The sequence below is a fragment of the Geodermatophilus ruber genome (assembly GCF_900114385.1).
GTDB classification, from domain to species: domain Bacteria; phylum Actinomycetota; class Actinomycetes; order Mycobacteriales; family Geodermatophilaceae; genus Geodermatophilus; species Geodermatophilus ruber.
The window spans coordinates 94103-118951 of sequence record NZ_FOSW01000001.1 but is presented as its reverse complement, the minus strand read 5'-3'; the positions used below and the strand labels follow the sequence as shown (position 1 = coordinate 118951).

Below are 24849 nucleotides of genomic sequence, written 5' to 3'. Positions count from 1 at the left end.
CGGTAGATGGACACCGTGGCCGCCGACGGCCTGCTCGCCTGGTCCTGGCTGCTGATCGCCCTGCCCCTGGCCGGCGCCGCCGTGCTGCTACTCGGGGGCCGCCGCACCGACCGGTGGGGTCACCTGCTGGGCACCGGGACGGTCGTGACCGCCTTCGTGCTCGGTCTGCTGTGCACCCTGCAGCTGGCCGACGCCGGCGGCCGGCCGGTCTCGGTCGAGCTGTGGACGTTCATCGAGACCGGATCGCTGGACGTGCCGGTGGGCCTGCTGTTCGACCCGCTCTCGGCGGTCTTCGTGCTGCTGATCACCGGCGTCGGCGCGCTGATCCACATCTACTCGATCGGCTACATGGCCCACGACCCGCGGCGGCGGCGCTTCTTCGCCTACCTCAACCTGTTCGTCGCCGCGATGCTCCTGCTGGTCCTCGGCGACAACTTCGTGGTGCTCTACGTCGGCTGGGAGGGCGTGGGCCTCGCGTCCTACCTGCTCATCGCCTTCTGGCACGAGCGCCCGGCGGCGGCGACCGCCGCGAAGAAGGCGTTCATCATGAACCGGGTCGGCGACGTGGGGCTGGCCCTGGCGATCTTCCTGATGTTCGCCCAGCTGGGCACGGTCACCTACGACGGCGTCTTCGGTTCGGTGGGGGCGCTGGCCGGCGGCACGGTCACCGCGATCGGCCTGCTGCTCCTGCTGGGCGCCTGCGGCAAGTCCGGCCAGTTCCCGCTCCAGGCGTGGCTGCCCGACGCCATGGAGGGCCCGACGCCGGTCTCGGCGCTCATCCACGCTGCCACCATGGTCACCGCCGGCGTCTACTTGATCGCCCGCAGCGCCCCGATCTACGACGAGACGCCGACCGCCCGCGCCGTCGTCCTCGCCGTCGGCGCGATCACCCTGCTGATCGGGGCGATCGTCGGCTGCGCCCAGGACGACATCAAGAAGGTGCTGGCCTATTCGACGGTCAGCCAGATCGGCTACATGTTCCTGGCCGTCGGGCTGGGGCCGGCCGGCTACGTCGCGGGCCTGGCCCACCTGCTCACCCACGGCTTCTTCAAGGCCGGACTGTTCCTCGGCGCCGGGTCGGTCATGCACGCCATGAACGACGCGGTGGACATGCGCCGGTTCGGCGGGCTGGCCTCCCGGATGCGGATCACCTTCGTCACCTTCGGGCTGGGCTACCTGGCCCTGATCGGCTTCCCGTTCCTGTCGGGCTTCTACACCAAGGACGCGATCATCGAGGCCGCGTTCGACCGGGGCGACGGCTGGGGCTACGTGCTGGGCGGGGTGGCGATCCTCGCCGCCGGGCTCACCGCCTTCTACATGACCCGGCTGATGCTGATGACCTTCTTCGGCCGGCCGCGGTGGGACGAGGGCGTCCACCCGCACGAGTCGCCGTCGGTGATGACCGCGCCGATGGTGCTGCTCGCCCTCGGCTCGGTGCTGGCCGGCTACCTGCTGGTGGTGGCCTTCCCGCTGGAGGAGTGGCTGGTCCCGGTGTTCGGCCGGCCCGAGGCGGCCGAGCACGTGGTCGCGCCGCTGGTGGTCAGCGCGCTGGTGACCGTCGTGATGCTGCTCGGGGTGGCCTCGGCGTGGATGTTCGTCGGCCGGCGCGAGGTGCCGGTGACCGCCCCGGCGCGGGTCTCGCCGGTGGTCCTCGCTGCCCGCCGCGCCCTGTACGCGGACACGGTCAACGAGTCGCTGTTCATGCGCCCGGGCCAGTGGCTCACCCGGGCGCTGGTGTTCCTCGACAACCGCGGCGTCGACGGCGCGGTCAACGGCCTGGCCGCGGCGCTGGGCGGCTCGTCGTCCCGGCTGGGCCGCACGCAGACCGGGTTCGTGCGCTCCTACGCCCTGGGGATGCTCGGCGGCGCGGTCGTCGTCGCGGGCGCCCTGCTGGCGGTGACGGCCGGATGAGCGGCTCCTCCACGGAACGAGAGGCGACGACGGCGTGACTGACTTCCCGTTCCTGCTCGCGATGATCGCCGTCCCGGCGGTCGGCGCCGCGGTCGTGGCCGCGTTGCCGAGGGGCAGCGACGAGCTGGCCAAGCGGCTGGCCCTCGGCATCAGCGCCGTCGTCCTGCTGCTCGCGGTGCTGGCCACCGTCGCCTTCGACCCCGACGGCGAGCGCTTCCAGCTGACGATGTCGGCGTCCTGGATCCCGGACTTCGGCGTCGACTTCGCCCTCGGCGTGGACGGCATCGCGCTGGTGCTGCTGCTGCTGGTCGGCGTGCTCGTCCCGGTGGTCGTCCTCGCCTCGTGGCGGGACACCGCACCCGGCCGGCGCTCGATGCGCACCTTCTTCGCCTGGGTGCTGCTGCTCGAGGCGATGATGGTCGGCGTCTTCGCCGCGACCGACGTCTTCCTCTTCTACGTCTTCTTCGAGGCGATGCTCGTCCCGATGTACTTCCTGATCGGCAGCTTCGGCGGGCCGCGACGGCAGTACGCGGCGATCAAGTTCTTCCTCTACAGCCTGGTCGGCGGCCTGATCATGCTCGCCGCGGTCATCGGTCTCTACGTGGTGAGCACCAGCGAGCTGGGCCAGGGCACCTTCGCCTTCGACGCGCTGCGCCAGCTCGACATCGATCCGGGCGTGCAGAAGCTGCTGTTCCTCGGCTTCTTCATCGCCTTCGCGATCAAGGCCCCGCTGGTGCCCTTCCACACCTGGCTGCCCGACGCCGGTGCCGAGGCGCCGATCGGGGGCGCGGTGCTGCTGGTCGGCGTCCTCGACAAGGTCGGCACCTTCGGCCTCATCCGCTACTGCCTGCCGCTGTTCCCCGACGCCGCCCGGGACCTCGCGCCGTTCGTGCTGGTGCTCGCGGTCGCCGGGATCCTCTACGCCGCGCTGCTGGCGATGGGGCAGACCGACCTGAAGCGGCTGGTCTCCTACACCTCGATCGCGCACTTCGGGTTCATCACCCTGGGCATCTTCGCCTTCACCACCGAGGCGGCGACCGGGGCCGTGCTCTACATGGTCAACCACGGCATCGCCACGGGGCTGCTGTTCCTGGTGGTCGGCATGCTGATCGCCCGCGGTGGCTCCCGGCGGATCAGCGACTACGGGGGCGTCGCCACGCAGGCCCCGCGGCTGGCCGGGGTGTTCCTGATCGCCGGCCTCGCCTCGCTCGCGCTGCCGGGCACCAACAGCTTCGTCAGCGAGTTCCTCGTGCTGGTCGGCTCGTTCCCGGCGGTGCCGCTCTTCACGGTCCTGGCGACGCTCGGCATGATCCTCGCTGCCCTGTACGTGCTGATCGTGTACCAGCGCACCATGCACGGCCCGCCGCGCGGCGTGCTGCTCGTGGACGACGGGACGCCGGAGCCCGCTGGTACGGACGGTGCCACCGCCACCCTGACCGCGCCCGCCCCGGCCCGGCTGCGGGTCCGCGACCTCGACCGGCTGGAGATGGCCGTAGCCGCCCCGATGGTCGCCCTGATCATCGTGCTCGGCTTCTACCCGCAACCACTGATCGACCTGATCGAGCCGGCGGTCGCCGCCACGATGCAGGACGTCGGCGCCGCCCCGGCCGGGATCGCGCCCGCCACCACCGACGCCGGGGGGACCGACTGATGATCGAGGCCCCCGACCTGTCGCTGGCGGCGCTCGCGCCCCTGCTGTTCGTCTTCGGTGCCGCCTGCCTCGGGGTGCTCGTCGAGGCGTTCGGGCCGCGGGAGCGCCGCCACGCCGTGCAGGTGACCCTCGCGCTGGTCGGGACGCTCGGCGGCCTGGTGACCAGCCTGCTGCTGGCGGGGGAGCGGGAGGTGACCGCTGCCGGCGCCCTGGCCGTGGACGGGCCGGCGGTCTTCCTGCAGGCCACGATCACCGGCCTCGGGGCGCTGGCGATCCTGCTGTTCGCCGAGCGCTCCCTCGACCCCGCGCGCTCGGCGTTCGTCGCCGCCGCGGCGGTGCCGGTCGGCAGCCCGCGCGACCGCGAGCTGATGACCGCCCCGCGGGTGCAGACCGAGGTCTACCCGCTGGCGACCTTCGCCATCGGCGGCATGATGCTCTTCGTCGCCGCCAACGACCTGCTGATCATGTTCGTGGCGCTCGAGGTGCTCAGCCTGCCGCTGTACCTGATCAGCGGGCTGGCCCGCCGCCGGCGGCTGCTGTCGCAGGAGGCGGCGGTCAAGTACTTCCTCCTGGGCGCCTTCGCCTCGGCGTTCTTCCTCTACGGCCTGGCGCTGGTCTACGGCGCGACCGGGAGCATCGGGCTGGCCGACATCCGCGCCGCCACCACGGAGAGCGGCAGCGACGTCCTGCTGGTCCTGGGCCTGGCCCTGCTGATCGTCGGCCTGATGTTCAAGGCCAGCGTCGCCCCGTTCCACGCCTGGACGCCCGACGTCTACCAGGGCGCGCCCACGCCCGTCACCGCGTTCATGGCCGCCTGCACGAAGGTCGCCGCGTTCGGCGCCATCCTGCGGCTGCTCTACGTCGCCTTCGGTACCAGCGAGTGGACCTGGCGGCCGCTGGTCTACGGCATCGCGATCATCTCGATGGTCGTCGGCGCTGTACTCGCGCTCACCCAGACCGATCTCAAGCGGATGCTCGCCTACTCCTCGATCGCGCACGCGGGCTTCCTGCTCACCGGCGTCATCGGCCTGTCCCCGGACGGCGGCGGGTCCGGGCTGGCCGCCACGATGTTCTACCTGCTCGCCTACGGGCTCACGACGGTCGGCGCCTTCGCCGTCCTCACCCTGGTCCGGGACGGCGACGGCGAGGCCAGTCACCTCTCCCAGTGGGCGGGCCTGGCCCGGCGCTCGCCGCTGACCGCGGCGGTGATGGCGCTGTTCCTCCTGGCCCTGGCCGGAATCCCGCTCACCAGCGGCTTCACCGGCAAGTTCGCCGTCTTCCGGGCGGCGATCGAGGACGGCGCCTGGCCGCTGGTGGTCGTCGCGGTCCTGGCCAGCGCGGTGGCGGCGTTCTTCTACCTGCGGGTCATCGTGCTCATGTACTTCTCCGAGCCCGCGGAGGACGGCCCGACCGTCGCCGTCCCCGGCCTCCCGACCACGATCGTGCTGGCCGTGACGGTCACGGCGACCCTCGTCCTGGGGATCGCGCCCGGGGCGGTGCTCGATATCGCCGAGCAGGCGGCTATCTTCGTCGGTTGATGACCGGAGCCAGCGCCACCGTGGACGGGACCACTCCGGTCGAGACCTGGCAGCGGATCTCGACCCCCGCCTCGACCATCGGGCCCTGGCTGCCCGACGGTGACCTCGGGGCGCGCCTCGCCGAGGGGCTGGCGCGCGTGGAGATCGCCCTGCTCGAGGCCGTCGACAGCGAGCACCCGTTCGTGCGGGAGGCCGCGGGCCACCTCATGGCGGCCGGGGGCAAGCGGTTCCGGCCGATGCTGGCCCTCCTGGCCGCGCAGCTGGGCGACCCGACCTTCCCCGAGGTGACCCGCGCGGCCGTCGTCTGCGAGCTCACCCACCTCGCGACGCTGTACCACGACGACGTCATGGACGAGGCGGCCGTGCGCCGCGGGGCGCCCAGCGCCAACAGCCGGTGGAGCAACAGCATCGCCATCCTCACCGGCGACCTGCTCTTCGCCCGCGCCTCCGATCTGCTGGCCGACCTCGGTCCCGAGGCGGTGCGGGTCCAGGCGCGCACCTACGAGCGGCTGGTGACCGGGCAGCTGCGGGAGACCATCGGCGCCCGGCCCGGCGACGACCCGGTCGCGCACTACCTCGAGGTGCTGGCTGACAAGACCGGCTCGCTGGTGGCGACCTCCGCCCGGTTCGGCGCCGCCTTCGCGGGGGTGGACGACGAGCTCGTGGCCGCCCTGACCGCGTTCGGGGAGGAGGTCGGGGTCGCCTTCCAGCTCTCCGACGACGTCCTCGACATCGTCAGCCAGGACGGCGCCTCGGGGAAGTCGCCCGGCACCGACCTGCGGGAGGGCGTGGCCACGCTGCCCGCCCTGTTCGCCCTGGCCGGCGACGACCCGGCCGAGGCTCGGCTGCGGGAACTGGTCTCCGGCCCGATCACCGACGACGACGAGCACGCCGAGGCGCTGGCCCTGCTCCGCGCCTCGGCGGCGCTGGAGCGGACCACCGAGGTGCTGCGCGAGTACGCCGACCGCGCGCGTGCCCGGTTGGGCGGCGTGCCGGAGGGGCCGGTCCGCGAGGCGCTCTCGGCCCTCTGCGAGTACGTCGTCACGCGCACCAGCTGAGCCCGGGAGGGGGCATGCTGGGCGGGTGCCGCGCCTCCTGACCGGCCTGGTCGCCGTGAGCCTGCTGCTCGCCGGCTGTACCGGGACCGGGTCCGACGGCCGGGCCGCCGCGACGTCGGCGTCGGTGAGCACCCCACCGCTGACCTCCCCGAGCGCGCCGCCCGCCCTCGAGGTCACCGAGCTCGCCGACGGCCTGGACCACCCGTGGGACGTCGGCCAGGCCCCCGACGGCACCCTGCTCGTCGACGAGCGCGGTGGCGGGCTGTCCGCCGTCCGGCCCGACGGCACCGTGCAGGAGGTCGAGGCCGACTTCGACGACCTGTTCGCCCGCGGGGAGACCGGCCTGATGGGGCTGGTGCTCGACCCCGGGTTCGCGGACAACCGGCGGTTCTACACCTGTCAGGGGCGGCGTGACGGCGGGGACGCCTCGATCGCCGTCGTCGCCTGGACCGTCGACCCCGACTGGCGCGCGGCCACCCGGGTCGCCGACCCGCTGCTGGGGGGCATCCCGGTCAACGAGGGCTCGGGCCGGCACGGGGGGTGCCGCCTGCGGTTCGACCCCACCGGCGCCCTGCTGGTGAGCACCGGGGACAACGCCGACTCCCGCAACGCGCAGGACCGCGGCACGCTGGCCGGCAAGGTGCTGCGGATCGACCCGGCCACCGGCGAGCCGGCCACGGGCAACCCGTTCGCCGGCCAGGACGGTGCGGCGGCCCGTCTGTTCACCTACGGGCACCGGAACGTCCAGGGCCTGGCCGTGCGCCCCGGGTCCGGCCAGGTGTTCGCCGCCGAGCACGGCCCCGACCGGGACGACGAGGTCACCCTGCTGCGGCCGGGCGGCAACGGCGGCTTCGCCCCCCACGGGCCCGGCTACGGGGAGTTCGTGCCGATGACGGACCCCGCCCTGCCCGACGTCATGCCGCCCACCTGGGCCTCGGGAGCCCCGACGGTCGCCCCCTCCGGCGCGACCTTCCTCGACGGGGACCAGTGGCAGACCTACGACGGCCTGCTGCTGCTCGGCCTCCTGCGGGGGGAGGGCGTGCTCGCCCTGCGGCTGGCCGACGACGGCACCCTCCAGGAGCAGTTCCGGGTGCCCGAGCTCGAGGGCGCCTACGGCCGCATCCGCACCGTGCAGCAGGGGACCGACGGCGCCCTCTACGTGACCACCGACAACGGGGACGGCACGGACCGGCTGCTGCGGGTCACGCCACGTTCTGAGAGCCCGCGCTCCTGAGCGCCCTGCCGGGATGCCCGGGGAACGCGAAGGGCGCCCGGGAACGTGCGTTCCCGGGCGCCCTGTCGTGACAGGGGTGGAGCCCGACCTGCCTCAGCCCTGCACGGTCCAGGTGTCGCCGCCGGCGAGCAGCGCGTCGAGGTCGGCCGGCGACCCGGTGCCGGCAGCGTGGAGCTGCTCGGCCATCATCGCCTCGTAGGTCGGCTTCTGCACGGCGCGGAAGACGCCCATCGGGGTGTAGCGGAGGTCCTGGCTGGACAGGCGGGACAGCGCGAAGGCGTACGACGGGTCCTCGCGGGTCGCGTCGTGCACCACGATCTCGGTGGCGTCGACCTGGCTGGTCTCGGCGATCCGCAGGCCGCCGAACTCGTCGCGGACCACGCAGGAGGCGCCCTCGGGGCCGAACACCAGCGGCTTGCCGTGCTCCAGCGGGATCGTCCACTGGGGGCCGGTGGCCGGATCCTTGAGCAGGTCGAAGGCGCCGTCGTTGAAGATGTTGCAGTTCTGGTAGATCTCCACCAGCGCGGTGCCCTGGTGCTCGGCGGCCTGCCGCAGCACGTCGGTGAGGCCCTTGCGATCGGAATCCATCGCGCGGCCGACGAACGTGGCGTCCGCGCCCAGGGCCAGCGACACCGGGTTGAACGGGTGGTCCAGGGAGCCCATCGGGGTGGACTTGGTGACCTTGCCGACCTCGCTGGTAGGCGAGTACTGGCCCTTGGTGAGGCCGTAGATCCGGTTGTTGAACAGCAGGATCGTCATGTTCACGTTGCGCCGCAGCGCGTGGATCAGGTGGTTGCCGCCGATGGAGAGCGCGTCGCCGTCCCCGGTCACCACCCACACCGACAGGTCGGGGCGGGAGGCGGCCAGGCCGGTGGCGATCGCCGGCGCGCGGCCGTGGATCGAGTGCATCCCGTAGGTGTTCATGTAGTACGGGAAACGCGAGGAGCAGCCGATGCCGGAGACGATGACCATGTCCTCGCGGGCGATGCCGAGGCTGGGCAGGAAGCTCTGGACCGCGTTGAGGATGACGTAGTCACCGCACCCGGGGCACCAGCGCACCTCCTGATCGGTCTTGAAGTCCTTGGCCTTCAGCGCGGTCTGCTTCTCACCCTGGGCCGTCACGGACGCGCTGATGGCGTCCGCGATGGGACCGTCGGCGGGCATGCCGAGATCGATGGTGCTCATTCCGCTCCTCCGGTGGGGTCGGCGGCGAGCGGAGTGCCGCTCGTGGAGTCGATGACGTCCTGGATCACCGCGGCCAGCTCGGCCGCCCGGAAGGGCAGCCCGCGGACCTGGGTGTGGCTGACGACGTCGATCAGGAATTTGGCGCGCAGCAGCAGGGCCAGCTGCCCGAGGTTCATCTCCGGGCAGATCACCCGCTCGTAGCGGGCCAGGATGTCGCCGAGGTCGGCCGGCATCGGGTTGAGGTGCCGCAGGTGGAGCTGCGCCACCGACCGGCCCGAGCGGCGGATCCGCCGGCAGGCCGCGCCGATCGGCCCGTAGGTGGAACCCCAGCCGATGACCGCGACCGTCGCGTCACCGTCGGGGTCATCGACCTCGGTGGGCGGCAGGCTCGCCGCGATGCCGTCGACCTTTGCCTGGCGCAGCCGGGTCATCAGGTCGTGGTTGGCCGGGTCGTAGGAGATGTTGCCGGTCTTGTCGGCCTTCTCCAGCCCGCCGATCCGGTGCTGCATGCCCGCGGTGCCGGGGATGGCCCACGGCCGGGCGAGGGTCTCCGGGTCGCGCAGGTAGGGCAGGAACTCGCCGTCGGCACCGTTGGGCTCGGTGGCGAACCCCACCGCGCCGGTCAGGTCCGGCAGCGCGTCGGCGGCCGGGACCGCCCATGGCTCGGCGCCGTTGGCCAGGTAGCCGTCCGAGAGCAGGATCACCGGGGTGCGGTAGGTCAGCGCGATCCTCGCGGCCTCCAGCGCGGCGTCGAAGCAGTCGCCGGGGGAGCGCGGCGCGATCACCGGCAGGGGGGCCTCGCCGTTGCGGCCGAACATCGCCTGCAGCAGGTCGGACTGCTCGGTCTTGGTCGGCAGCCCGGTGGAGGGGCCGCCGCGCTGCACGTCGACGACGAGCAGCGGCAGCTCGGTCATCACCGCCAGCCCGATCGCCTCGGACTTCAGCGAGATCCCCGGGCCGGACGTCGTCGTGACGCCCAGCGCCCCGCCGAAGGACGCGCCGATCGCCGCGGCGACCCCGGCGATCTCGTCCTCGGCCTGGAAGGTCCGCACGCCGAAGGCCTTGTGCTTGGACAGCTCGTGCAGGATGTCCGACGCCGGGGTGATCGGGTACGCGCCCAGGAACAGCGGCAGGCCCGCGCGCTGTCCGGCGGCCACCAGGCCGAGGGCGAGGGCCTGGTTGCCGGAGATGTTCCGGTACCGGCCCGGCGCCATCGGGGCGGGCTTGATCTCGTAGGAGACCGCGAACGCCTCGGTCGTCTCGCCGTAGTTGTAGCCGGCCCGGAAGGCGGCGATGTTGGCCGCGGCGATCTCCGGCTTGCGGCGGAACTGGCGCTCCAGGAAGCGGATGGTGCCCTCGGTCGGCCGGTGGTACATCCAGGACAGCAGGCCGAGGGTGAACATGTTCTTGCTGCGCTCGGCCTCCTTCTTACCCAGACCGGAGCCGGTCAGCGCGTCCAGCGTCATGGAGGTCAGCGGCACGGCCACCGTCTGCCAGCCCTCCAGCGAGCCGTCCTCCAGCGGGCTGGTGGCGTAGCCGACCTTCGCCAGGTTGCGCGGGGTGAACTCGTCGGAGTCGACGATCAGCAACCCACCGCCGGGCAGGTCGGCCAGGTTGGCCTTCAGCGCGGCCGGGTTCATCGCGACCAGCACGTCCGGGGCGTCGCCCGGGGTCATGATGTCGTGGTCGGCGAAGTGCAGCTGGAAGGAGCTGACACCGGGCAGGGTCCCCGTCGGCGCGCGGATCTCGGCCGGGAAGTTCGGCAGCGTCGAGAGGTCGTTGCCGAAGGACGCGGTCTCGCTGGTGAACCGGTTACCGGTCAGCTGCATGCCGTCGCCGGAGTCACCGGCCAGCCGGATGACCACCCGGTCCAGCTCGACGACGCTCTTCACCAGTCCGCCGGGCGCTGAGCTGCCCGCCTCGGGGTCGGTGAGGTGCGGGTTGGTCGCAGTCATCAGTGGTGTACCTCCACCGGCCGAGATTACGTGGCAGTTTCATCTACAGGTCTATGACGGGAGCCACAGCCGGCCCGGCCGGCGATGTGCCCGGTCGCCTGCGTCTGCCAACTCTGCGCCCCGCGCTGCCATTCCGTGACCCCGGTCGCGGCCAGCGGCGACCGGGGCCGCGACCGGGGTCGAACCCGGGAACGGCGTTCCCGCGGCCCACGTTGGGACGGGCGTGCAGCGCTGGAGCAACGGACTGAAGACCGCGGTCCTCCTCGGTCTCATGGGCGGACTGATCCTCGCCGCCGGCGCGCTGATCGGCGGGCGGAGCGGGCTGCTGATCGCCCTGGTGATCGCTGTCGCGATGAACGGCTACGCCTGGTTCAACTCCGACAAGCTGGCGCTGCGCGCGATGCGGGCCTTTCCGGTGACCGAGACGCAGGCGCCGCAGCTGTACGCGATCGTCCGGGAGTTGGCCACCGAGGCCCGCCAGCCGATGCCCCGGCTCTACGTCAGTCCGGTCGCCCAGCCCAACGCCTTCGCCACCGGGCGCAACCCGCGCAATGCCGCTGTCTGCGTCACCCAGGGCATCCTCGAGCTGCTCGACCGCCGGGAGCTGCGCGCCGTCCTCGCGCACGAGCTCGCCCACGTCTACAACCGCGACATCCTGATCAGCTCCGTGGCCGGCGCCATGGCCGCGGTCATCACCTACCTGGCGCACATGGCGATGTTCGCCTCGCTGTTCGGCGGGCGGTCCGACGAGGGCCGGGGTGGCGGCAACGCGCTGGGCGGGCTGCTGCTGATGCTGCTCGGCCCGGTCGCCGCCGGGCTGATCCACATGGCGGTCAGCCGCAGCCGCGAGTTCCAGGCCGACGCGACCGGGGCGCGGCTCTCCCACGATCCGCTCGCGCTGGCCAGCGCCCTGCGCAAGATCGAGCGGGGGACGGCGGTGCGCCCCCTGCCCCCGGACGACCGGCTGGTCACCCAGAGCCACCTGATGATCGCCAACCCGTTCCGGGGGCAGGGCCTGGCGTCGATGTTCTCGACCCACCCGCCCATGGCCGAGCGGATCGCCCGGCTGGAGCGGATGGCCCGTGAGCTGGGACAGCGCTGATCAGCGGTAGTTGTCGAACTGCAGGGCGACGTCGAGATCCTGGTTCCGGAGCAGCTGCTGGACCGCCTGCAGGTCGTCGCGCTTCTTGCCGCTCACCCGCAGCTGATCGCCCTGGATCTGCGCCTGCACGCCCTTCGGGCCCTCGTCGCGGATGATCTTGGCGATCTTCTTGGCGACCTCGGACTCGATGCCCTGCTTGATGCGTGCGGAGATCTTGTAACTCTTGCCGGAGGACTGCGGCTCGTCGGCGTCGAGGGACTTCAGCGAGATCTTGCGCTTGACCAGCTTGTCCTTGAACACGTCGAGGGCGGCGCTGACCCGCTCCTCGGTGTCGGCCTGCAGGGTGACGCCTTCCTCCCCTGCCCAGGCGATCGTGGCGTTGGTGCCGCGGAAGTCGAAGCGCTGGCCGAGCTCCTTGGCGGCCTGGTTCAACGCGTTGTCGACCTCCTGGCGGTCGACCTTGCTCACCACGTCGAAGGATGAGTCGGCCATGTGTGGTGCTCCTCTCGGTTCGTCCACCCGCCACCCACCGGCGCAGGTCGCCGTCCGGCATCTTGTAGGCTCTCCGGGTACCACCACGGCGGGTTGCCCGAGTGGCCAATGGGAGCGGACTGTAAATCCGTCGGCTTAGCCTACGAAGGTTCGAATCCTTCACCCGCCACAGGTACATGCGGCCCCCGACCTCGCACGAGGTCGGGGGCCGTTCTCGTTCCGGTAGCTAGGGGGCCGTCGGCGCCCGGGCGCTCGCGACGGCGGTCCGCTCGAGCGGCTGCCCGCCGAGGAACAACCAGCCGAAGGCGATCTGGACCCAGCGGGTGCAGCGGACGGTCACCTCGGCGCCATCGGTCTCGGCCGACCAGGCGTCCAGGCGTGTCCCGCCGTCGGCGAGCTGGTCGGCGACGGCGGCCTGCGTGCTGGCGCGGGTCAGTGGCAGGGCCGAACCGACCCCCGCCGTGTACAGGACGCTCTCGTCCGTGGCGTTGGCCGCGGCCAGGGCCGCGCCGTCGCAGATCGACTGCACCTCCTGCTGCTCCAGGAAGGCGTCGGAGGCGGCGATCGCCCCGACGGCCATGAACGCCGCGACCAGCCAGCACACCAGGACCAGCGGCAGCGTGGAGCCCCGCTCGGTCGCCTGCCGGTCCCGTTGCACGCGGGGCAGCGTAGGGGCTGCCGCGCCCTGTCCACGATCTGTGGACGGCACTGTGGACGGCTGTGGACCCGCCCGGTTCCGAGGCCGATGACCGGCGCCGGCCCTGTGGACGCCACTCCCGGGTGCCGGTGGATGACGGCCCCTCGTGCCTCGCCGGCCCCCACGCACCCACGCGTCCCGGCGCCCCCCGGGGGACACACTGCTGGGTGACGTTCTGCCTATCTCAGGTAGCAGAGAGTGACGACATTGCGACACGTCACCCACCCATGATCGTGGGTGCTTGCCCCAGACGGGTGACGGGCAGCAATCTCACCGGCGCGGTCCGTACCGAACGACGCTCTGCCCCCGCGCCTGGGTGACTGCCGCACGTTGCAGTCCGTCATGCCTGAGGAGGCGTCATGAGCACGAATGCGCACGTGAGTTCCGCTCGCGGTACCCGGTGGAGCCGTGGCACCCGCTGGAGCCGCGGCACCCGCTGGAGCTGATCCCCAGCGCTTTCGAAGGGGGTAGCCGGTCAGGTGGCCGGCTACCCCCTTCGGGTATGGGCGGCCTTTCCGACGCCCCGGAACGACTGCCTGAGGCTGTTAGCCTCTGCGCCGCCGTTCCTCCCCCTTCCCGAGAGACCGGGTGACCGTGGCCGACCTGGACACGCGCACGACCCAGCGGTGGTCGGCGCTCCGGCAGCCTGATGTGGTCGCCGCTGGGGTGAGCGCCCTCGCTCTGCCCTTCGTCGTCCTGCTGGCTGACGTGGCCGGCCGGTCCGTCCAGCCGTGGACGGTCGTGGCCTTCTTCGCCGCATTCCTCGTGGCGGAGTCGCTCACCCTGCCCATCGAGGTGCGCTCACACACCTTCAACTGCTCCGTCAGCGAGGCCGTGCTCGTCGTCTCGCTCGTGCAGATGGATGGCGCCTGGACGGCCGTGGCATGGGCCGGGGCGATCGGTGTCATCAGCGTCCGTGACCGGACCGTCGTGGCCAAGATCCTCGTCAACATCGCGGTCACCGTGCTGCAGGTCGGCGTCGCCGTCCTGATCCTCGACCAGCTGCCCGCGGGCCCTCTCTCCGATCCCGGCACGTGGCTCGCCTACCTGGTGGCCATCCTGCCGGCTGCCGCGGTGGGCACCCTCGTCGTCGTCGCAGCGATCACGATCACCCAGGGCAACCCCGGACGGGCAAGGCTGGCGCGTCTGTTCGTTCCGGTGCTGGTCGTCTACCCGATCTCGGTCGTCGTCGGCCTGGCCTGCTCGTTGCTGGTGGACCACACGGCCTGGGCCTGGCTGCTGCTCGTCCCCGTCCTGTTGACCCTCGGCCTGCTCTACCGCCGGTTCGCGCGGGTCACGCGGGAGAGCGAGAGCCTCCAGCAGGTCTACGAGTTCGCCCGGCGGGTGGAGCAGGTATGCGCGGACGAGGACGGCGCGCTGCGGATCGTCGAGGCGGTCCAGGAGCTGCTCAACGCCGACCGGGTAGCCCTCTGGCTGCCCCCGTACCTGGACGAGGGGCCGCGCCTGGTCGTGGTCTCCGGGGATGGCCGGACCTGGTACGACGGGCCTGGCGACCCCGACGACCTGATCCGCCGGCGGGCGACCGACGGCCTCGTCGACGGGCCGGTGCTGGTCTCGCTGAGCCGGGCGACCGAGCCGGAGGCGGCCGCGCTCGCCCGTCGGGGCGTCCGTGACCTGCTCGCCGCGCCGGTGGCTACGGCCGCGGGGGAGCCCGGGTACCTGGAGATCTGCGACCGTCGCAGCGACGTCGTCTCCTTCGCCGACGACGACCGCGCCGCGCTGGACTCCATGATCACCCACGTCAACGCGGCGATCCGGCAGCAGCAGCTGCTCACCCAGATCCGCTACGACGCCGACCACGACCGGCTCACCGGGCTGCCCAACCGGCAGCGGTTGGCCGCCGAGATCGACGCGCTGCTGGCCGCTGACCCGGTCGCGGCCCGCGGCGGCCTGATCCTGGCCGCCCTGGACAACTACACCGAGGTCACCGACACGCTCGGCCACGCGGCCAGCGACGAGCTGCTGCTGGTCACCGCCGGCCTGCTTCGCGAGCACGCGCCGCCGCAGGCCCTGGTGGCCCGCATGGAGGGCGAGCAGTTCGCCGTCCTGCTGCCCGGGCTGTCCCTGACGGCCAGTGAGCGCGCCGCGCGCCGGCTGCGCGAGGCGACGTCCACCCGCGCCCGCGTCGCCGGGCTGGACCTGGAGGTGACGCTCTCCATCGGCGTCGCCGCCGCGCCCGTCCACGGCGCCGACGCCGGCACGCTGATGCAGCGGGCCGACGTGGCCCTGCTCGCCGGCTCCGGGGCCGGTGGCGTGGCCAGCTACCACCCCGTGCTGGACCAGCAGAGCCTCCGCCGGCTGCAGCTGGGCACCGAGCTCGAGCAGGCCATGGCCGAGGGGCAGATCAGCGTCGTCTTCCAACCCATCATCGACGCCCGGACCTCCGACATCGTGTCCGTGGAGACGCTGGTCCGCTGGGCGCACCCCCGCTACGGGGCGATCGCGCCGGACGACTTCATCCACCTGGCCGAGCAGATCGGCCGGATCGGCCTGCTCACCGACCACGTGCTCGACCTGGCCCTCGCTCGCTGCCGCCGGTGGCTGGACCAGGACATCGCCCTGTCCGTGGCGGTGAACCTCTCCGCGCGCTGCCTCACCGAGCCCGACCTGGTCGACCGTGTGCGCCGGGCCCTGCGCCGCCACGGCGTGCCGGGGGAGTTGCTCACCCTCGAGCTCACCGAGGGCAGCGTGGTCGACGACTCGGTGCGCAGCAGCACCGTCCTCGCCGACCTGCACGCACTGGGCCTGCGGCTGTCCATGGACGACTTCGGCACCGGCTACTCCTCGTTGTCCCAGCTCCGGCAGCTGCCGATCGACGAGGTGAAGATCGACAAGTCCTTCGTGCTGGGCATGTCCACCAGTCAGGGGGAGTCGTTCATCGCCCGCTCGATCATCGAGCTCGCGCACAACCTGGGCCTGCGGGTGGTCGCCGAGGGGGTCGAGGACGAGCTGACCCGCAACCTGCTGGCCGAGATGGGATGCGACAAGCTGCAGGGCTTCCTGGTCAGCCGGCCGCTGCCCGACGAGCGGCTGGAGAGCTGGCTGCTGGCCCGTACCGGGGTGCGCTCGGCCGCACCGGGGGCACCGCACCGGCGGCTGTTCGTCCGCACCTGAGACCCGTAGGACCCCCTGCGTCAGGCCCCCGGGCGCGTCAGGTAGAGTTCACGACGGCTCAAAGCCCGCCCCTTTAGCTCAGTCGGCAGAGCGTCTCCATGGTAAGGAGAAGGTCTACGGTTCGATTCCGTAAAGGGGCTCCGACCAACCGGTCCTGTCGTGAGACCGGGCCGCGCGGTCATCCCGGCGGTGTAGCTCAGCCAGGCAGAGCAAGCGGCTCATAATCGCTGTGTCACCGGTTCAAATCCGGTCACCGCTACTCTCGACGGACCCCGCATCCCGGGGTCCGTCGTCGTGTGGGCGCCCTGCCCGCACGCCGGGTCGGCCGACCCGGACCCACAAGGCTAGGAGAGCACCCGTGGCAGCCACCGACATCCGTCCGAAGATCACCCTGGCCTGCCAGGAGTGCAAGAACCGCAACTACATCACCCGCAAGAACCGGCGCAACGACCCCGACCGGCTCGAGCTGAAGAAGTACTGCCCCAGGGAGCGCAAGCACACGCTGCACCGCGAGACCCGCTGATCCAGCGGCCCACGCGGTAGGGAGGGCGGGAGCATGGCGCTTGATCCGGCACTGGTCGGGCGCAGCTACCCGCCCTCCGCCGTCTACGAGGTCGGCCGCGAGAAGATCGCCGAGTTCGCCGCCGCTGTCGGCGCGACCGATGTGGTGCACCGGGACGCCGACGCCGCCCGCGCCGCCGGCCACCCCGACGTCATCGCGCCCCCCACCTTCGCCATCGTGCTGACCCTCTCGGCGGCCGGCGTGGTGGTGGAGGACCCCGACGTCGACCTGGACTACAGCCGGGTGGTGCACGGCGAGCAGAAGTTCGTCCACCACCGGCCCATCCGCGCCGGGGACCGGCTGGTGGCCACTCCGGTGATCGAGGCCGTGCGCAGCGTCGCCGGCAACGACCTGCTCACCACGCGGGTCGACGTCGCCTCCGAGGACGGCGAGCCGGTCTGCTCCGCGACGTCGATGCTCGTCGCCCGGGGGAGCGCATGACCGCCACGGTGCGGGCCGCCGACGTCGCCGCGGGCACCGAACTGCCCGAGCAGACGTTCCCGGTCACCCGCGCGGATCTGGTGCGCTACGCCGGTGCCTCCGGCGACTTCAACCCGATCCACTGGAGCGAGCGGGTCGCCACCGAGGTCGGCCTTCCCGGCGTCATCGCCCACGGGATGCTGACCATGGCCCTGGCGGCGCGGGCGGTGACCGCCTGGACCGGCGATCCCGCCGCGCTCGTGGAGTACCACGTCCGCTTCGGCCGCCCGGTGCTCGTCCCCGACGACGGCGTCGGCGCCGAGGTCACCGTCCGCGGCAAGGTCGGCGCCGTGGGGGAGGACGGCCGGGCCCGGGTCGACCTGACCGTCACCAGCGGCGGCGACAAGGTGCTCTCCCTGGCCCGCGCGACCGTCCAGCTGGGATGAGCGCGCGGGGGCCGGCGGCCCTGGCGGCCGCGGCGCTGCTGCTGCTCCCCGGGTGCGGCTCCTCCTTCGTCGACACCCTCGCCGCCGAGGACGCGCCGTCCGCGGCCGTCCCCGAGCCCGGCGGCAGCTGCGAGCGGCGGGCCGAGCCCGACCCCGACCGCCCGGTCGTCAGCCTGGACTTCCGCCTCGATGACGATCTGCGCACGGTCACCGGCACCGAGACCGTCGTCTTCACCCCCGACCTGCCCACCGGCGAGCTGGTGTTCCGGCTGGTGCCCAACGCCCCCGGCGCGGCCGCCGGTGGCAACCGGCTCGCCGTGGACGCGGTGCGCGGCGAGGACGTCGCCGAGGGCGGGTACGTCGCCGCGCGGGCGGCCGCTCCAGGGGGCCTCTACGAGGTGCGGTTGGACCGGGAGCTCGCATCCGGGGAGTCCACGGAGGTCGCACTGGACTTCACCCTCTCGCTCGGGGCGGCCGGCTTCGAGCGCGTGGGCAGCGCCGAAGGGGTGTCCTGGTGGGCCAGCGGTGCGCCGCTGCTGGCCTGGGAGCCCGGCGTGGGCTGGGCCCGCGACCCCTTCGTCGACGTCGTGGGGGAGACGGCCAGCAGCCCGGTCGCCGACACCCGGATCAGCGTCTCCGCGCCGGCGGAGCTGGCCGTCCTCATGACCGGCGACCAGGCCGAGCCCACCGCGGTGCGCGACGGCCGCCGGACCTGGACCTCCACCGAGCCGGTCGCCCGGGACGTCAGCGTCGCGGTGGGCCGGTTCACCACCGCCACGGTCACCACGGGGAGCGGGGTCGAGGTGACGACGGGGGTGCTGCCGGACCCGGAGGTGAGCGCGGAGGCCCTCGCCGGGTGGGCGCGCGAGGCCGTCGGCGCCCTGGAGGAGCGCTTCGGCGCCTTCCCCTACGACACGCTCACCGTGCCGCTGCTCCCCTCGCTCGGCGGTGGCATCGAGTACCCGAGCTCGATCCTCCTGGCCGGCGCCAACCAGCTGGTGCTGCTGCACGAGGTCGCGCACATGTGGTTCTACGGGATGGTCGGGGACTCGCAGTTCCGCGATCCCTGGCTCGACGAGGCCTTCGCCAGCTACGCCGAGTCGGTGGCCGACCCGGTCGACGAGGCCGAGGTGGCCCGGAGGCTGGCGACCCCCGGCGATGTCGGGTCGGCCATGGACGGGTTCCCCGGCAGTGGCGCCTACTTCACCCGGGTCTACGGCAAGGGCGGCGCTGCGCTCGTCGCCGCCCGGGAGGCGGCCGGGGCCGAGGCGTTCGACGCCGCGCTGCGCTGCTACGTGCAGGTCAACGCCTGGACGACGGCCACGCCAGAGGACCTCGCCGCGGCCCTCGACGCGCTACCCGCGGCGCTCGACGTCCTCCTGGCCGCCGGTGCACTGCAGCCGGCCGACCTCCCCGCCTGATCCGGCCGGGGAGGTCGGCGCCGCGGGCTCAGCCGGCCGACCCCAGCAGCCGCTGCATGCGGCTCACGCCGTCGATCAGGTCCTCGTCGCCCAGGGCGTAGGACATGCGCAGGTACCCGGGGGTGCCGAACGCCTCGCCCGGGACGACGGCGACCTCGGCCTCCTCGAGGATGATCTCGGCCAGCTCGACGCTGTTCGCGGCGGTGCGCCCGGCGATGGGCCGATCGAGCAGGGCCTTCACCGAGGGGTAGACGTAGAAGGCGCCCCGCGGCTCGGGGCAGGCCACGCCGGGGATCTCCCGCAGCATGGACACGATCGTCCGGCGGCGCCGGTCGAACGCCTCGCGCATGGTGGCCACGGCCGACAGGTCGCCGGTCAGCGCGGCGATGGCGGCCGCCTGGGACACGTTGGCGACGTTGGACGTGGCGTGCGACTGCAGGTTGGTCGCGGCCTTGACCACGTCGGCCGGCCCGAGGATCCAGCCGACCCGCCAGCCGGTCATCGCGTAGGTCTTGGCGACGCCGTTGACGACGACGCAGCGGTCGGCGAGCTCGGGCACCAGCACGGGCATCGAGGGAGCCGTCGCGCCGTCGTACACGAGGTGCTCGTAGATCTCGTCGGTGAGCACCCACAGCCCGTTGTCCAGCGCCCAGCGGCCGATCTCCTCGACGACCTCGGGCGGGTAGACGGCGCCGGTCGGGTTGGACGGCGAGCAGAACAGCAGGACCTTGGTCCGCGGCGTCCGGGCCGCCTCCAGCTGGGCGACCGACACGAGGTAGCCGCTCTGCTCGTCGGCGACGACCGGCACCGGCACGCCGCCGGCGAGCGCGATGGCCTCGGGGTAGGTCGTCCAGTAGGGCGCCGGCAGCAGGACCTCGTCGCCCGGGTCCAGCATCGTCGCGAAGGCCTCGTAGACCGCCTGCTTGCCGCCGTTGGTCACCAGCACGTTCGCCGGGGTGGCCTGCAGCCCGGAGTCGCGCGCGGTCTTGGCGACGATCGCCTCCTTGAGCGCGGGCAGCCCGCCCGCGGGGGTGTACCGGTGCATCGCCGGCTGGTGGCACGCGGCCGCGGCGGCCTCGACGATGTAGTCCGGTGTCGGGAAGTCCGGCTCGCCGGCGCCGAAGCCGATCACCGGCTTGCCCGCGGCCTTGAGCGCCTTGGCCTTCGCGTCCACGGCCAGGGTGGCGGACTCGGCGATCGCGGCGATCCGGCGGGAGACGCGGCGCTGCGCGGGCGGGAGGCCGGCGGTGGTGGCGGCGGGCTCCGACGGGGAGACGGCTGTCATGGCCCCATCGTGTCAAAGTGCGCTGGCCCCGGTCGCGTCCGTTCCCGGAACCTCGCAGTCCGGACGCAGCCGCACGTGCGCCACCGACGGCGACGCGACGAACTCGACGCAGCTCCAGCCGTCGAGCCCGCCGAGGAGCCGCTCGCCCACCTCGTCCTCCCTGGGCTGTTCCGGCTGCAGGTGGGATCATGGGACGGGCCGGGATTCGTCGGTGTCCCACCGCACCGCTCCGGTGCCGTTGGCCGTCGGGTGTGGCGGTCACGTACACTGGCAACCCTGGGGCAGCTGACCCCGCTACCGGCGTGCCCCGGATCCCTCTCCCGGGGCTCGGTGCTGGCGTGGGCGGGCGATGCCGTTCCGGGCCCGGCTCAGGGCAGCAGCCCGGGGCATAGGGGTGTAGCTCAATTGGCAGAGCAGCGGTCTCCAAAACCGCAGGCTGCAGGTTCAAGTCCTGTCACCCCTGCCCGTGCCGCCGGCCGACCGCCGGCGGAGCGACACGACAGCACCACATCGGTCCGACGGCCCGAGAGCAACGGCCACCACCACGAGGCGAGCGAGGCGCAGTGAGCGACGAGAAGCCGGAGAGCGGGGGCGACCCCCGCGCCGCCTCCGACGCCGAGCTGACCGACGAGCAGCTCGACCGCGAGGCCCCGGGCGTCGACGACGCCAGGGAGCTGGAGGCGGCCGAGGACGCCGTGGCCGAGGAGGCCGAGGCCGACGAGGACAAGGTCGTCGCCGGCCCGGCTCGCCGTCGCGGGCGGATCACCGCCCCGTCGGACGACGAGGCCGACGAGCCCGCTCCCTCACGGTCCCGGCGGGCCGCCCGCACCTCGTCGCGGCCGGCCGGACGCGAGGGGGCGGGGACGCGGTCCCGGGCGGCCGCCGAGCGGGCCCGCGCGGACGAGGTGCGGCAGAAGCGCAGCCTGGCTCGCTTCCTCCGCGAGGTCGTCGCCGAGCTGCGCAAGGTGATCTGGCCCGGCCGCAAGGAGCTGATCACCTACACGACCGTCGTCATCGTCTTCGTGGCCTTCATCGTGGCGCTGGTGGCCGGCCTGGACCTGCTCTTCGCCCAGGGCGTGCTCGCCGTCTTCGGCTGAGCCCACCCGCGCCTGCACGCCACCGACAAGGAAGAGACACCCGTGACCGACCCCCGCGAGCCCTTCGACACCGACAGCGACGTCGAGCCGATCGACCTCGACGACGCCCGTTTCGACGTCCGCGGCGCCGCGGATGTGGAGACCGGCGCGGGCGAGCCCGGTGCTGCCGAGGGTTCTTCCGACACCGCCGACCAGGACGCCCTCACCGAGGTGGCCGACGCGACGCCCGAGGTCGAGTCCGGCGCCGCCGACAGCGTCGCGGGCGACCCGCTGGTGGCCCCGGCCGCCGACAGCGACATCGCCGAGGACGAGGCTGCCGAGGACGAGGACCCGGTCGAGGCGCTGCGCAAGGCGCTGCGGATCGCGCCCGGCGACTGGTACGTCGTGCACTCCTACGCGGGCTACGAGAACAAGGTGAAGACCAACCTCGAGTCCCGCATCCAGTCCCTCGACATGGAGGACTACATCTACCAGATCGAGGTGCCCACCGAGGAGGTCACCGAGATCAAGAACGGCAAGCGGACGCAGGTCAACCGCAAGGTGTTCCCCGGGTACCTGCTGGTCCGCATGGAGCTCAACGACGAGTCCTGGGGGGCGGTCCGCAACACCCCGGGTGTGACCGGCTTCGTCGGCGCGACCTCCCGCCCCTCACCGCTCACGCTCGACGAGGTCGTCAAGATCCTCGCCCCGGCCACCACGCCGCAGGCGGCCAAGACCGCCGAGACCGCGACCGCGGCCGCGGCGCCGACGGCCCTGGTCGACTTCGAGGTCGGCGAGTCGGTCACCGTCATGGACGGCCCCTTCGCCACGCTCCCGGCCACGATCAACGAGATCAACGCCGAGCAGCAGAAGCTGCAGGTGCTCGTGTCCATCTTCGGCCGCGAGACCCCGGTCGAGCTGTCGTTCAACCAGGTCCAGAAGATCTGATCCGGTCACACCCGTCCGACCTGATCTGCTGAGAAGAAGGAAGTCATGCCCCCCAGGAAGCGGTTGACCGCGGTCATCAAGCTCCAGATCAACGCCGGTGCGGCCACCCCCGCCCCGCCCGTGGGTCCGGCGCTCGGCCAGCACGGCGTCAACATCATGGAGTTCTGCAAGGCGTACAACGCCGCCACGGAGTCGCAGCGCGGCAACGTGATCCCGGTCGAGATCTCGGTCTACGAGGACCGCTCGTTCACCTTCATCACCAAGACCCCGCCGGCGGCTCGCATGCTGCTCAAGGCGGCCGGTGTGGAGAAGGGCTCCGGCGAGCCGCACAAGACCAAGGTCGCCACGGTCACCCGTGACCAGGTCCGCGAGATCGCCCAGACCAAGATGGCCGACCTCAACGCCAACTCCCTCGACGAGGCCGAGAAGATCATCGCCGGCACCGCCCGGTCGATGGGCATCACGGTCCAGTAGAAGGACCCCCTGCCCCCCCACCGCTCGCACGCTCGCGGCGGGACCCTGCAGGGGGCCGTTCGTGGGAGGGCCGGCCAGGCCCGCACACCACACGACTCCCGGCCGATGAGCCGGAGGAGAGGAACCACCATGGCGAAGCACGGCAAGAAGTTCCGTGCCGCGGCCGAGAAGGTCGACCGCGACACCCTGTACAGCCCGCTCCAGGCCGCCACGCTGGCCAAGGAGACGTCGACGACCGCCTACGACGCCACCGTCGAGGTGGCCATGCGCCTGGGCGTCGACCCGCGCAAGGCCGACCAGATGGTCCGCGGCACGGTCAACCTGCCGCACGGCACCGGCAAGACCGCCCGCGTCATCGTGTTCGCGACCGGTGACAAGGCCGCCGAGGCCGAGGCCGCCGGAGCCGACGTGGTCGGCTCCGACGACCTGATCGAGCGCATCCAGGGCGGCTTCCTGGACTTCGACGCGGCGATCGCCACCCCCGACCAGATGGCCAAGGTCGGCCGGATCGCCCGCATCCTCGGCCCGCGCGGCCTGATGCCGAACCCGAAGACCGGCACGGTGACCCCCGACGTCACCAAGGCGGTCAACGACATCAAGGGCGGGAAGATCAACTTCCGCGTCGACAAGCAGGCCAACCTGCACCTGGTGATCGGCAAGACCTCCTTCGACGAGGCCAGGCTGGTCGAGAACTACGCCGCGGCGCTCGACGAGGTCCTGCGGGCCAAGCCGTCGTCCGCCAAGGGCCGGTACCTGAAGAAGGTCACCTTCTCCACGACCATGGGTCCGGGCGTCCCGGTCGACCCGAACCGCACCCGCAACCTGACGGTGGACGAGCCCAGCGTCTGAGCGACAGCCCCCGGAGGCCCCGCAGCGCGCGTGCGCTGCGGGGCCTCCGTGCGTCCAGGGCCTCGTTCCCGCGGCCAGGGGACGGGGTGCGGGCGGCCCCAGCGGCGCCCCCCGCGGCATGGCGTATGCTGGCCGATGTTCCCCCCAAGACCGCTGGTCGTCGCACGTCCGCGTGTGATCGAAGGTCCCGGAGTTCCGGGCGACCCGCGCAGGAGGACGGTTCGATCGGCGGACGCCTGTGCGTACGCCCCTCGCCCCGTGCGCCCTGCGCCGGGGCGTTCCTCGTCTCCGGGGCCGGCCGCGTCCGGTGCGCCGGCCGGTGGTCGCCCGACAGACGAGAGGAGGCCCATGCCCACGCAGGCGAAGGCCGCGGTGATCGAGGAGATCACCGAGCGGTTCCAGTCGTCCAGCGCAGCGGTGCTCACCGAGTACCGCGGGCTGACCGTGGCCCAGCTGACCCAGCTGCGCCGTTCCCTCGGTGAGGGCAGCAGCTACGCCGTCGTCAAGAACACCCTGACGAAGCGAGCCGCGGAGCAGGTCGGTTACTCCGACCTCGCCCCGCTGCTCAACGGCCCGACCGCGATCGCTTTCATCGAGGGCGACCCGGTGAACGCGGCCAAGGCCATCCGTGACTTCGCGCGCGCCAACCCGCTGCTCGTCGTCAAGGGCGGCGTGGTCGAGGGCCGCACGGTCAACGCCGCCGAGGTCACCGCCCTCGCCGACGTCGAGCCGCGCGAGGTCCTGCTGGCCAAGCTGGCCGGCGCCATGAAGGGCAACCTGACCAAGGCTGCGGGTCTGTTCCAGGCTCCGCTGTCCCAGGTCGCCCGCCTGGCCGCCGCGCTGCAGGAGAAGAAGTCCGCCGAGGGCGCCGACTCCGCTGCTGCTGACACCACCCCCGACACCGACGCTGCCGCCGGCGACGCCGCGGCCAGCAACGACTGACCCAGAAGGAGAGATCATGGCCAAGCTGTCCACCGCGGAGCTGCTCGACGCGTTCAAGGAGATGACCCTCCTCGAGCTGTCCGAGTTCGTGAAGCAGTTCGAGGAGACCTTCGACGTCACCGCTGCCGCCCCCGTGGCCGTCGCGGCCGCCCCGGCCGCCGGTGGCGGCGGCGGTGCCGCTGAGGAGGCTCCCGAGCAGGACGAGTTCGACGTCGTCCTCGAGAACGCCGGTGACAAGAAGATCCAGGTCATCAAGGAGGTGCGCGGCCTGACCTCGCTCGGCCTCAAGGAGGCCAAGGACCTGGTCGACGGCGCGCCGAAGCCGGTCCTGGAGAAGGTCGACAAGGACACCGCCGAGAAGGCCAAGGCCGCTCTCGAGGGCGCCGGCGCCACCGTCACCATCAAGTGACCCCCCACCCGGCGCTCGCCGGGTGAGCACCACCTCGCACGACCCGCAGGGGCCGTCCT

At 72.5% G+C, this 24849-nt stretch carries 23 protein-coding genes and 4 tRNA genes; 21 read left to right on the top strand and 6 right to left on the bottom strand.

Annotated elements, in window-relative coordinates:
- Positions 1-6: 6 nt before the first annotated feature.
- From nuoL to BMZ50_RS00640, 5 genes are read left to right on the top strand one after another with little or no spacing between them, the layout of a single operon-like run.
- The gene (gene nuoL, locus BMZ50_RS00660) at positions 7-1911 is read left to right on the top strand and encodes an NADH-quinone oxidoreductase subunit L (RefSeq protein ID WP_177212573.1); all 1905 of its coding nucleotides are present in this window, start codon (positions 7-9) and stop codon (positions 1909-1911) included.
- Positions 1912-1945: 34 nt separating this feature from the next.
- Positions 1946-3562, top strand: coding sequence for an NADH-quinone oxidoreductase subunit M (locus BMZ50_RS00655; protein ID WP_091319781.1), 1617 nt, complete (start codon positions 1946-1948; stop codon positions 3560-3562).
- A complete protein-coding gene (nuoN, locus tag BMZ50_RS00650) occupies positions 3562-5100 on the top strand; it encodes an NADH-quinone oxidoreductase subunit NuoN (RefSeq protein WP_091319777.1) in 1539 nt (512 codons plus the stop codon). The genes BMZ50_RS00655 and nuoN overlap by 1 nt, the downstream gene beginning before the upstream one ends.
- On the top strand, positions 5100-6158 hold the full coding sequence (locus tag BMZ50_RS00645; RefSeq protein ID WP_091319773.1) for a polyprenyl synthetase family protein: 1059 nt from the start codon (positions 5100-5102) through the stop codon (positions 6156-6158). The genes nuoN and BMZ50_RS00645 overlap by 1 nt, the downstream gene beginning before the upstream one ends.
- 25 nt (positions 6159-6183) lie before the next feature.
- Positions 6184-7392 (top strand): PQQ-dependent sugar dehydrogenase, encoded by a 1209-nt coding sequence (locus BMZ50_RS00640; RefSeq protein WP_091319769.1) that lies wholly within the window; start codon positions 6184-6186, stop codon positions 7390-7392.
- Between the two features lie 93 nt (positions 7393-7485).
- Here BMZ50_RS00640 and BMZ50_RS00635 read toward each other — a convergent pair whose 3' ends face one another.
- Both BMZ50_RS00635 and BMZ50_RS00630 read right to left on the bottom strand, forming a co-directional pair.
- The gene (locus BMZ50_RS00635) at positions 7486-8577 is read right to left on the bottom strand and encodes a 2-oxoacid:ferredoxin oxidoreductase subunit beta (protein WP_091319765.1); all 1092 of its coding nucleotides are present in this window, start codon (positions 8575-8577) and stop codon (positions 7486-7488) included.
- Entirely contained in the window at positions 8574-10532 is a 1959-nt protein-coding gene (locus BMZ50_RS00630; protein ID WP_218146032.1) for a 2-oxoacid:acceptor oxidoreductase subunit alpha, read from the bottom strand. Before BMZ50_RS00630 ends, BMZ50_RS00635 begins: the two co-directional genes overlap by 4 nt.
- A 223-nt stretch (positions 10533-10755) precedes the next feature.
- Between BMZ50_RS00630 and htpX the strand changes: the two genes are divergently transcribed.
- Complete coding sequence (gene htpX / locus BMZ50_RS00625; protein ID WP_091319761.1) at positions 10756-11634, top strand: zinc metalloprotease HtpX; 879 nt, start codon at positions 10756-10758, stop codon at positions 11632-11634.
- On the opposite strand, the gene BMZ50_RS00620 is transcribed toward htpX, so the two are convergent.
- Positions 11635-12126 carry a YajQ family cyclic di-GMP-binding protein gene (locus BMZ50_RS00620; RefSeq protein ID WP_091319758.1) on the bottom strand — a complete coding sequence of 164 codons (492 nt, stop codon included), beginning with the start codon at positions 12124-12126 and terminating at the stop codon, positions 11635-11637.
- Positions 12127-12213: 87 nt separating this feature from the next.
- On the opposite strand from BMZ50_RS00620, the gene BMZ50_RS00615 reads away from it, so the two are divergent.
- Positions 12214-12295 (top strand) — tRNA-Tyr (locus tag BMZ50_RS00615).
- 57 nt (positions 12296-12352) lie between these two features.
- Here the strand turns inward: BMZ50_RS00615 and BMZ50_RS00610 are convergent.
- Positions 12353-12784, bottom strand: coding sequence for a pilus assembly protein TadG-related protein (locus tag BMZ50_RS00610; RefSeq protein WP_091319754.1), 432 nt, complete (start codon positions 12782-12784; stop codon positions 12353-12355).
- 705 nt (positions 12785-13489) lie between these two features.
- On the opposite strand from BMZ50_RS00610, the gene BMZ50_RS00605 reads away from it, so the two are divergent.
- From BMZ50_RS00605 to BMZ50_RS00575, 7 genes are all read left to right on the top strand, one after another.
- A complete protein-coding gene (locus BMZ50_RS00605; protein WP_245753206.1) occupies positions 13490-15958 on the top strand; it encodes a putative bifunctional diguanylate cyclase/phosphodiesterase in 2469 nt (822 codons plus the stop codon).
- A gap of 67 nt (positions 15959-16025) precedes the next feature.
- Positions 16026-16098, top strand: a tRNA-Thr gene (locus tag BMZ50_RS00600).
- A gap of 45 nt (positions 16099-16143) precedes the next feature.
- A tRNA-Met gene (locus BMZ50_RS00595) sits at positions 16144-16217 on the top strand.
- 99 nt (positions 16218-16316) lie between these two features.
- The gene (gene rpmG, locus BMZ50_RS00590; RefSeq protein WP_091319749.1) at positions 16317-16481 is read left to right on the top strand and encodes a 50S ribosomal protein L33; all 165 of its coding nucleotides are present in this window, start codon (positions 16317-16319) and stop codon (positions 16479-16481) included.
- Between the two features lie 33 nt (positions 16482-16514).
- The gene (locus tag BMZ50_RS00585) at positions 16515-16961 is read left to right on the top strand and encodes an FAS1-like dehydratase domain-containing protein (RefSeq protein ID WP_091319745.1); all 447 of its coding nucleotides are present in this window, start codon (positions 16515-16517) and stop codon (positions 16959-16961) included.
- Positions 16958-17386, top strand: coding sequence for a MaoC/PaaZ C-terminal domain-containing protein (locus BMZ50_RS00580; protein ID WP_091319743.1), 429 nt, complete (start codon positions 16958-16960; stop codon positions 17384-17386). Before BMZ50_RS00585 ends, BMZ50_RS00580 begins: the two co-directional genes overlap by 4 nt.
- The gene (locus tag BMZ50_RS00575) at positions 17383-18807 is read left to right on the top strand and encodes a gluzincin family metallopeptidase (RefSeq protein WP_091319740.1); all 1425 of its coding nucleotides are present in this window, start codon (positions 17383-17385) and stop codon (positions 18805-18807) included. The genes BMZ50_RS00580 and BMZ50_RS00575 overlap by 4 nt, the downstream gene beginning before the upstream one ends.
- Positions 18808-18835: 28 nt before the next feature.
- Here the strand turns inward: BMZ50_RS00575 and BMZ50_RS00570 are convergent, their stop codons facing one another.
- Both BMZ50_RS00570 and BMZ50_RS23890 read right to left on the bottom strand, forming a co-directional pair.
- The gene (locus tag BMZ50_RS00570; RefSeq protein ID WP_091319737.1) at positions 18836-20092 is read right to left on the bottom strand and encodes a pyridoxal phosphate-dependent aminotransferase; all 1257 of its coding nucleotides are present in this window, start codon (positions 20090-20092) and stop codon (positions 18836-18838) included.
- Positions 20093-20104: 12 nt separating this feature from the next.
- Complete coding sequence (locus tag BMZ50_RS23890) at positions 20105-20242, bottom strand: hypothetical protein (RefSeq protein WP_177212572.1); 138 nt, start codon at positions 20240-20242, stop codon at positions 20105-20107.
- Between the two features lie 240 nt (positions 20243-20482).
- On the opposite strand from BMZ50_RS23890, the gene BMZ50_RS00565 reads away from it, so the two are divergent.
- The 7 genes from BMZ50_RS00565 (at position 20483) to rplL (ending at position 24790) form a co-directional block, all read left to right on the top strand.
- Positions 20483-20555: transfer RNA gene (locus tag BMZ50_RS00565), tRNA-Trp, on the top strand.
- A 100-nt stretch (positions 20556-20655) separates the two neighbouring features.
- Positions 20656-21189: a preprotein translocase subunit SecE gene (gene secE, locus BMZ50_RS00560; protein ID WP_091319733.1), complete on the top strand. Its 534-nt coding sequence runs from the start codon at positions 20656-20658 to the stop codon at positions 21187-21189.
- Positions 21190-21231: 42 nt separating this feature from the next.
- On the top strand, positions 21232-22116 hold the full coding sequence (gene nusG / locus BMZ50_RS24920; RefSeq protein WP_091319729.1) for a transcription termination/antitermination protein NusG: 885 nt from the start codon (positions 21232-21234) through the stop codon (positions 22114-22116).
- A gap of 45 nt (positions 22117-22161) precedes the next feature.
- A complete protein-coding gene (rplK, locus tag BMZ50_RS00550) occupies positions 22162-22590 on the top strand; it encodes a 50S ribosomal protein L11 (RefSeq protein ID WP_091319726.1) in 429 nt (142 codons plus the stop codon).
- Between the two features lie 129 nt (positions 22591-22719).
- Positions 22720-23439 carry a 50S ribosomal protein L1 gene (rplA, locus tag BMZ50_RS00545; RefSeq protein WP_091319722.1) on the top strand — a complete coding sequence of 240 codons (720 nt, stop codon included), beginning with the start codon at positions 22720-22722 and terminating at the stop codon, positions 23437-23439.
- Positions 23440-23787: 348 nt separating this feature from the next.
- Complete coding sequence (rplJ, locus tag BMZ50_RS00540) at positions 23788-24381, top strand: 50S ribosomal protein L10 (RefSeq protein WP_091319718.1); 594 nt, start codon at positions 23788-23790, stop codon at positions 24379-24381.
- 16 nt (positions 24382-24397) lie between these two features.
- Complete coding sequence (gene rplL, locus BMZ50_RS00535; protein WP_091319714.1) at positions 24398-24790, top strand: 50S ribosomal protein L7/L12; 393 nt, start codon at positions 24398-24400, stop codon at positions 24788-24790.
- The last annotated feature ends 59 nt before the right edge of the window (positions 24791-24849 follow it).

Bases quoted from the DNA above. Each gene is read 5' to 3' on its own strand.
- rplL (WP_091319714.1), top strand. From the start codon at position 24,398: ATGGCCAAGCTGTCCACCGCGGAGCTGCTCGACGCGTTCAAGGAGATG.
- rplJ (WP_091319718.1), top strand. From the start codon at position 23,788: ATGCCCACGCAGGCGAAGGCCGCGGTGATCGAGGAGATCACCGAGCGG.
- BMZ50_RS00580 (WP_091319743.1), top strand. From the start codon at position 16,958: ATGACCGCCACGGTGCGGGCCGCCGACGTCGCCGCGGGCACCGAACTG.
- BMZ50_RS00585 (WP_091319745.1), top strand. From the start codon at position 16,515: ATGGCGCTTGATCCGGCACTGGTCGGGCGCAGCTACCCGCCCTCCGCC.
- BMZ50_RS00645 (WP_091319773.1), top strand. From the start codon at position 5,100: ATGACCGGAGCCAGCGCCACCGTGGACGGGACCACTCCGGTCGAGACC.
- BMZ50_RS00620 (WP_091319758.1), bottom strand. From the start codon at position 12,126: ATGGCCGACTCATCCTTCGACGTGGTGAGCAAGGTCGACCGCCAGGAG.
- nuoL (WP_177212573.1), top strand. From the start codon at position 7: ATGGACACCGTGGCCGCCGACGGCCTGCTCGCCTGGTCCTGGCTGCTG.
- nuoN (WP_091319777.1), top strand. From the start codon at position 3,562: ATGATCGAGGCCCCCGACCTGTCGCTGGCGGCGCTCGCGCCCCTGCTG.
- BMZ50_RS00575 (WP_091319740.1), top strand. From the start codon at position 17,383: ATGAGCGCGCGGGGGCCGGCGGCCCTGGCGGCCGCGGCGCTGCTGCTG.
- BMZ50_RS00570 (WP_091319737.1), bottom strand. From the start codon at position 20,092: ATGACAGCCGTCTCCCCGTCGGAGCCCGCCGCCACCACCGCCGGCCTC.
- rplK (WP_091319726.1), top strand. From the start codon at position 22,162: ATGCCCCCCAGGAAGCGGTTGACCGCGGTCATCAAGCTCCAGATCAAC.
- rplA (WP_091319722.1), top strand. From the start codon at position 22,720: ATGGCGAAGCACGGCAAGAAGTTCCGTGCCGCGGCCGAGAAGGTCGAC.
- BMZ50_RS00635 (WP_091319765.1), bottom strand. From the start codon at position 8,577: ATGAGCACCATCGATCTCGGCATGCCCGCCGACGGTCCCATCGCGGAC.
- BMZ50_RS00630 (WP_218146032.1), bottom strand. From the start codon at position 10,532: ATGACTGCGACCAACCCGCACCTCACCGACCCCGAGGCGGGCAGCTCA.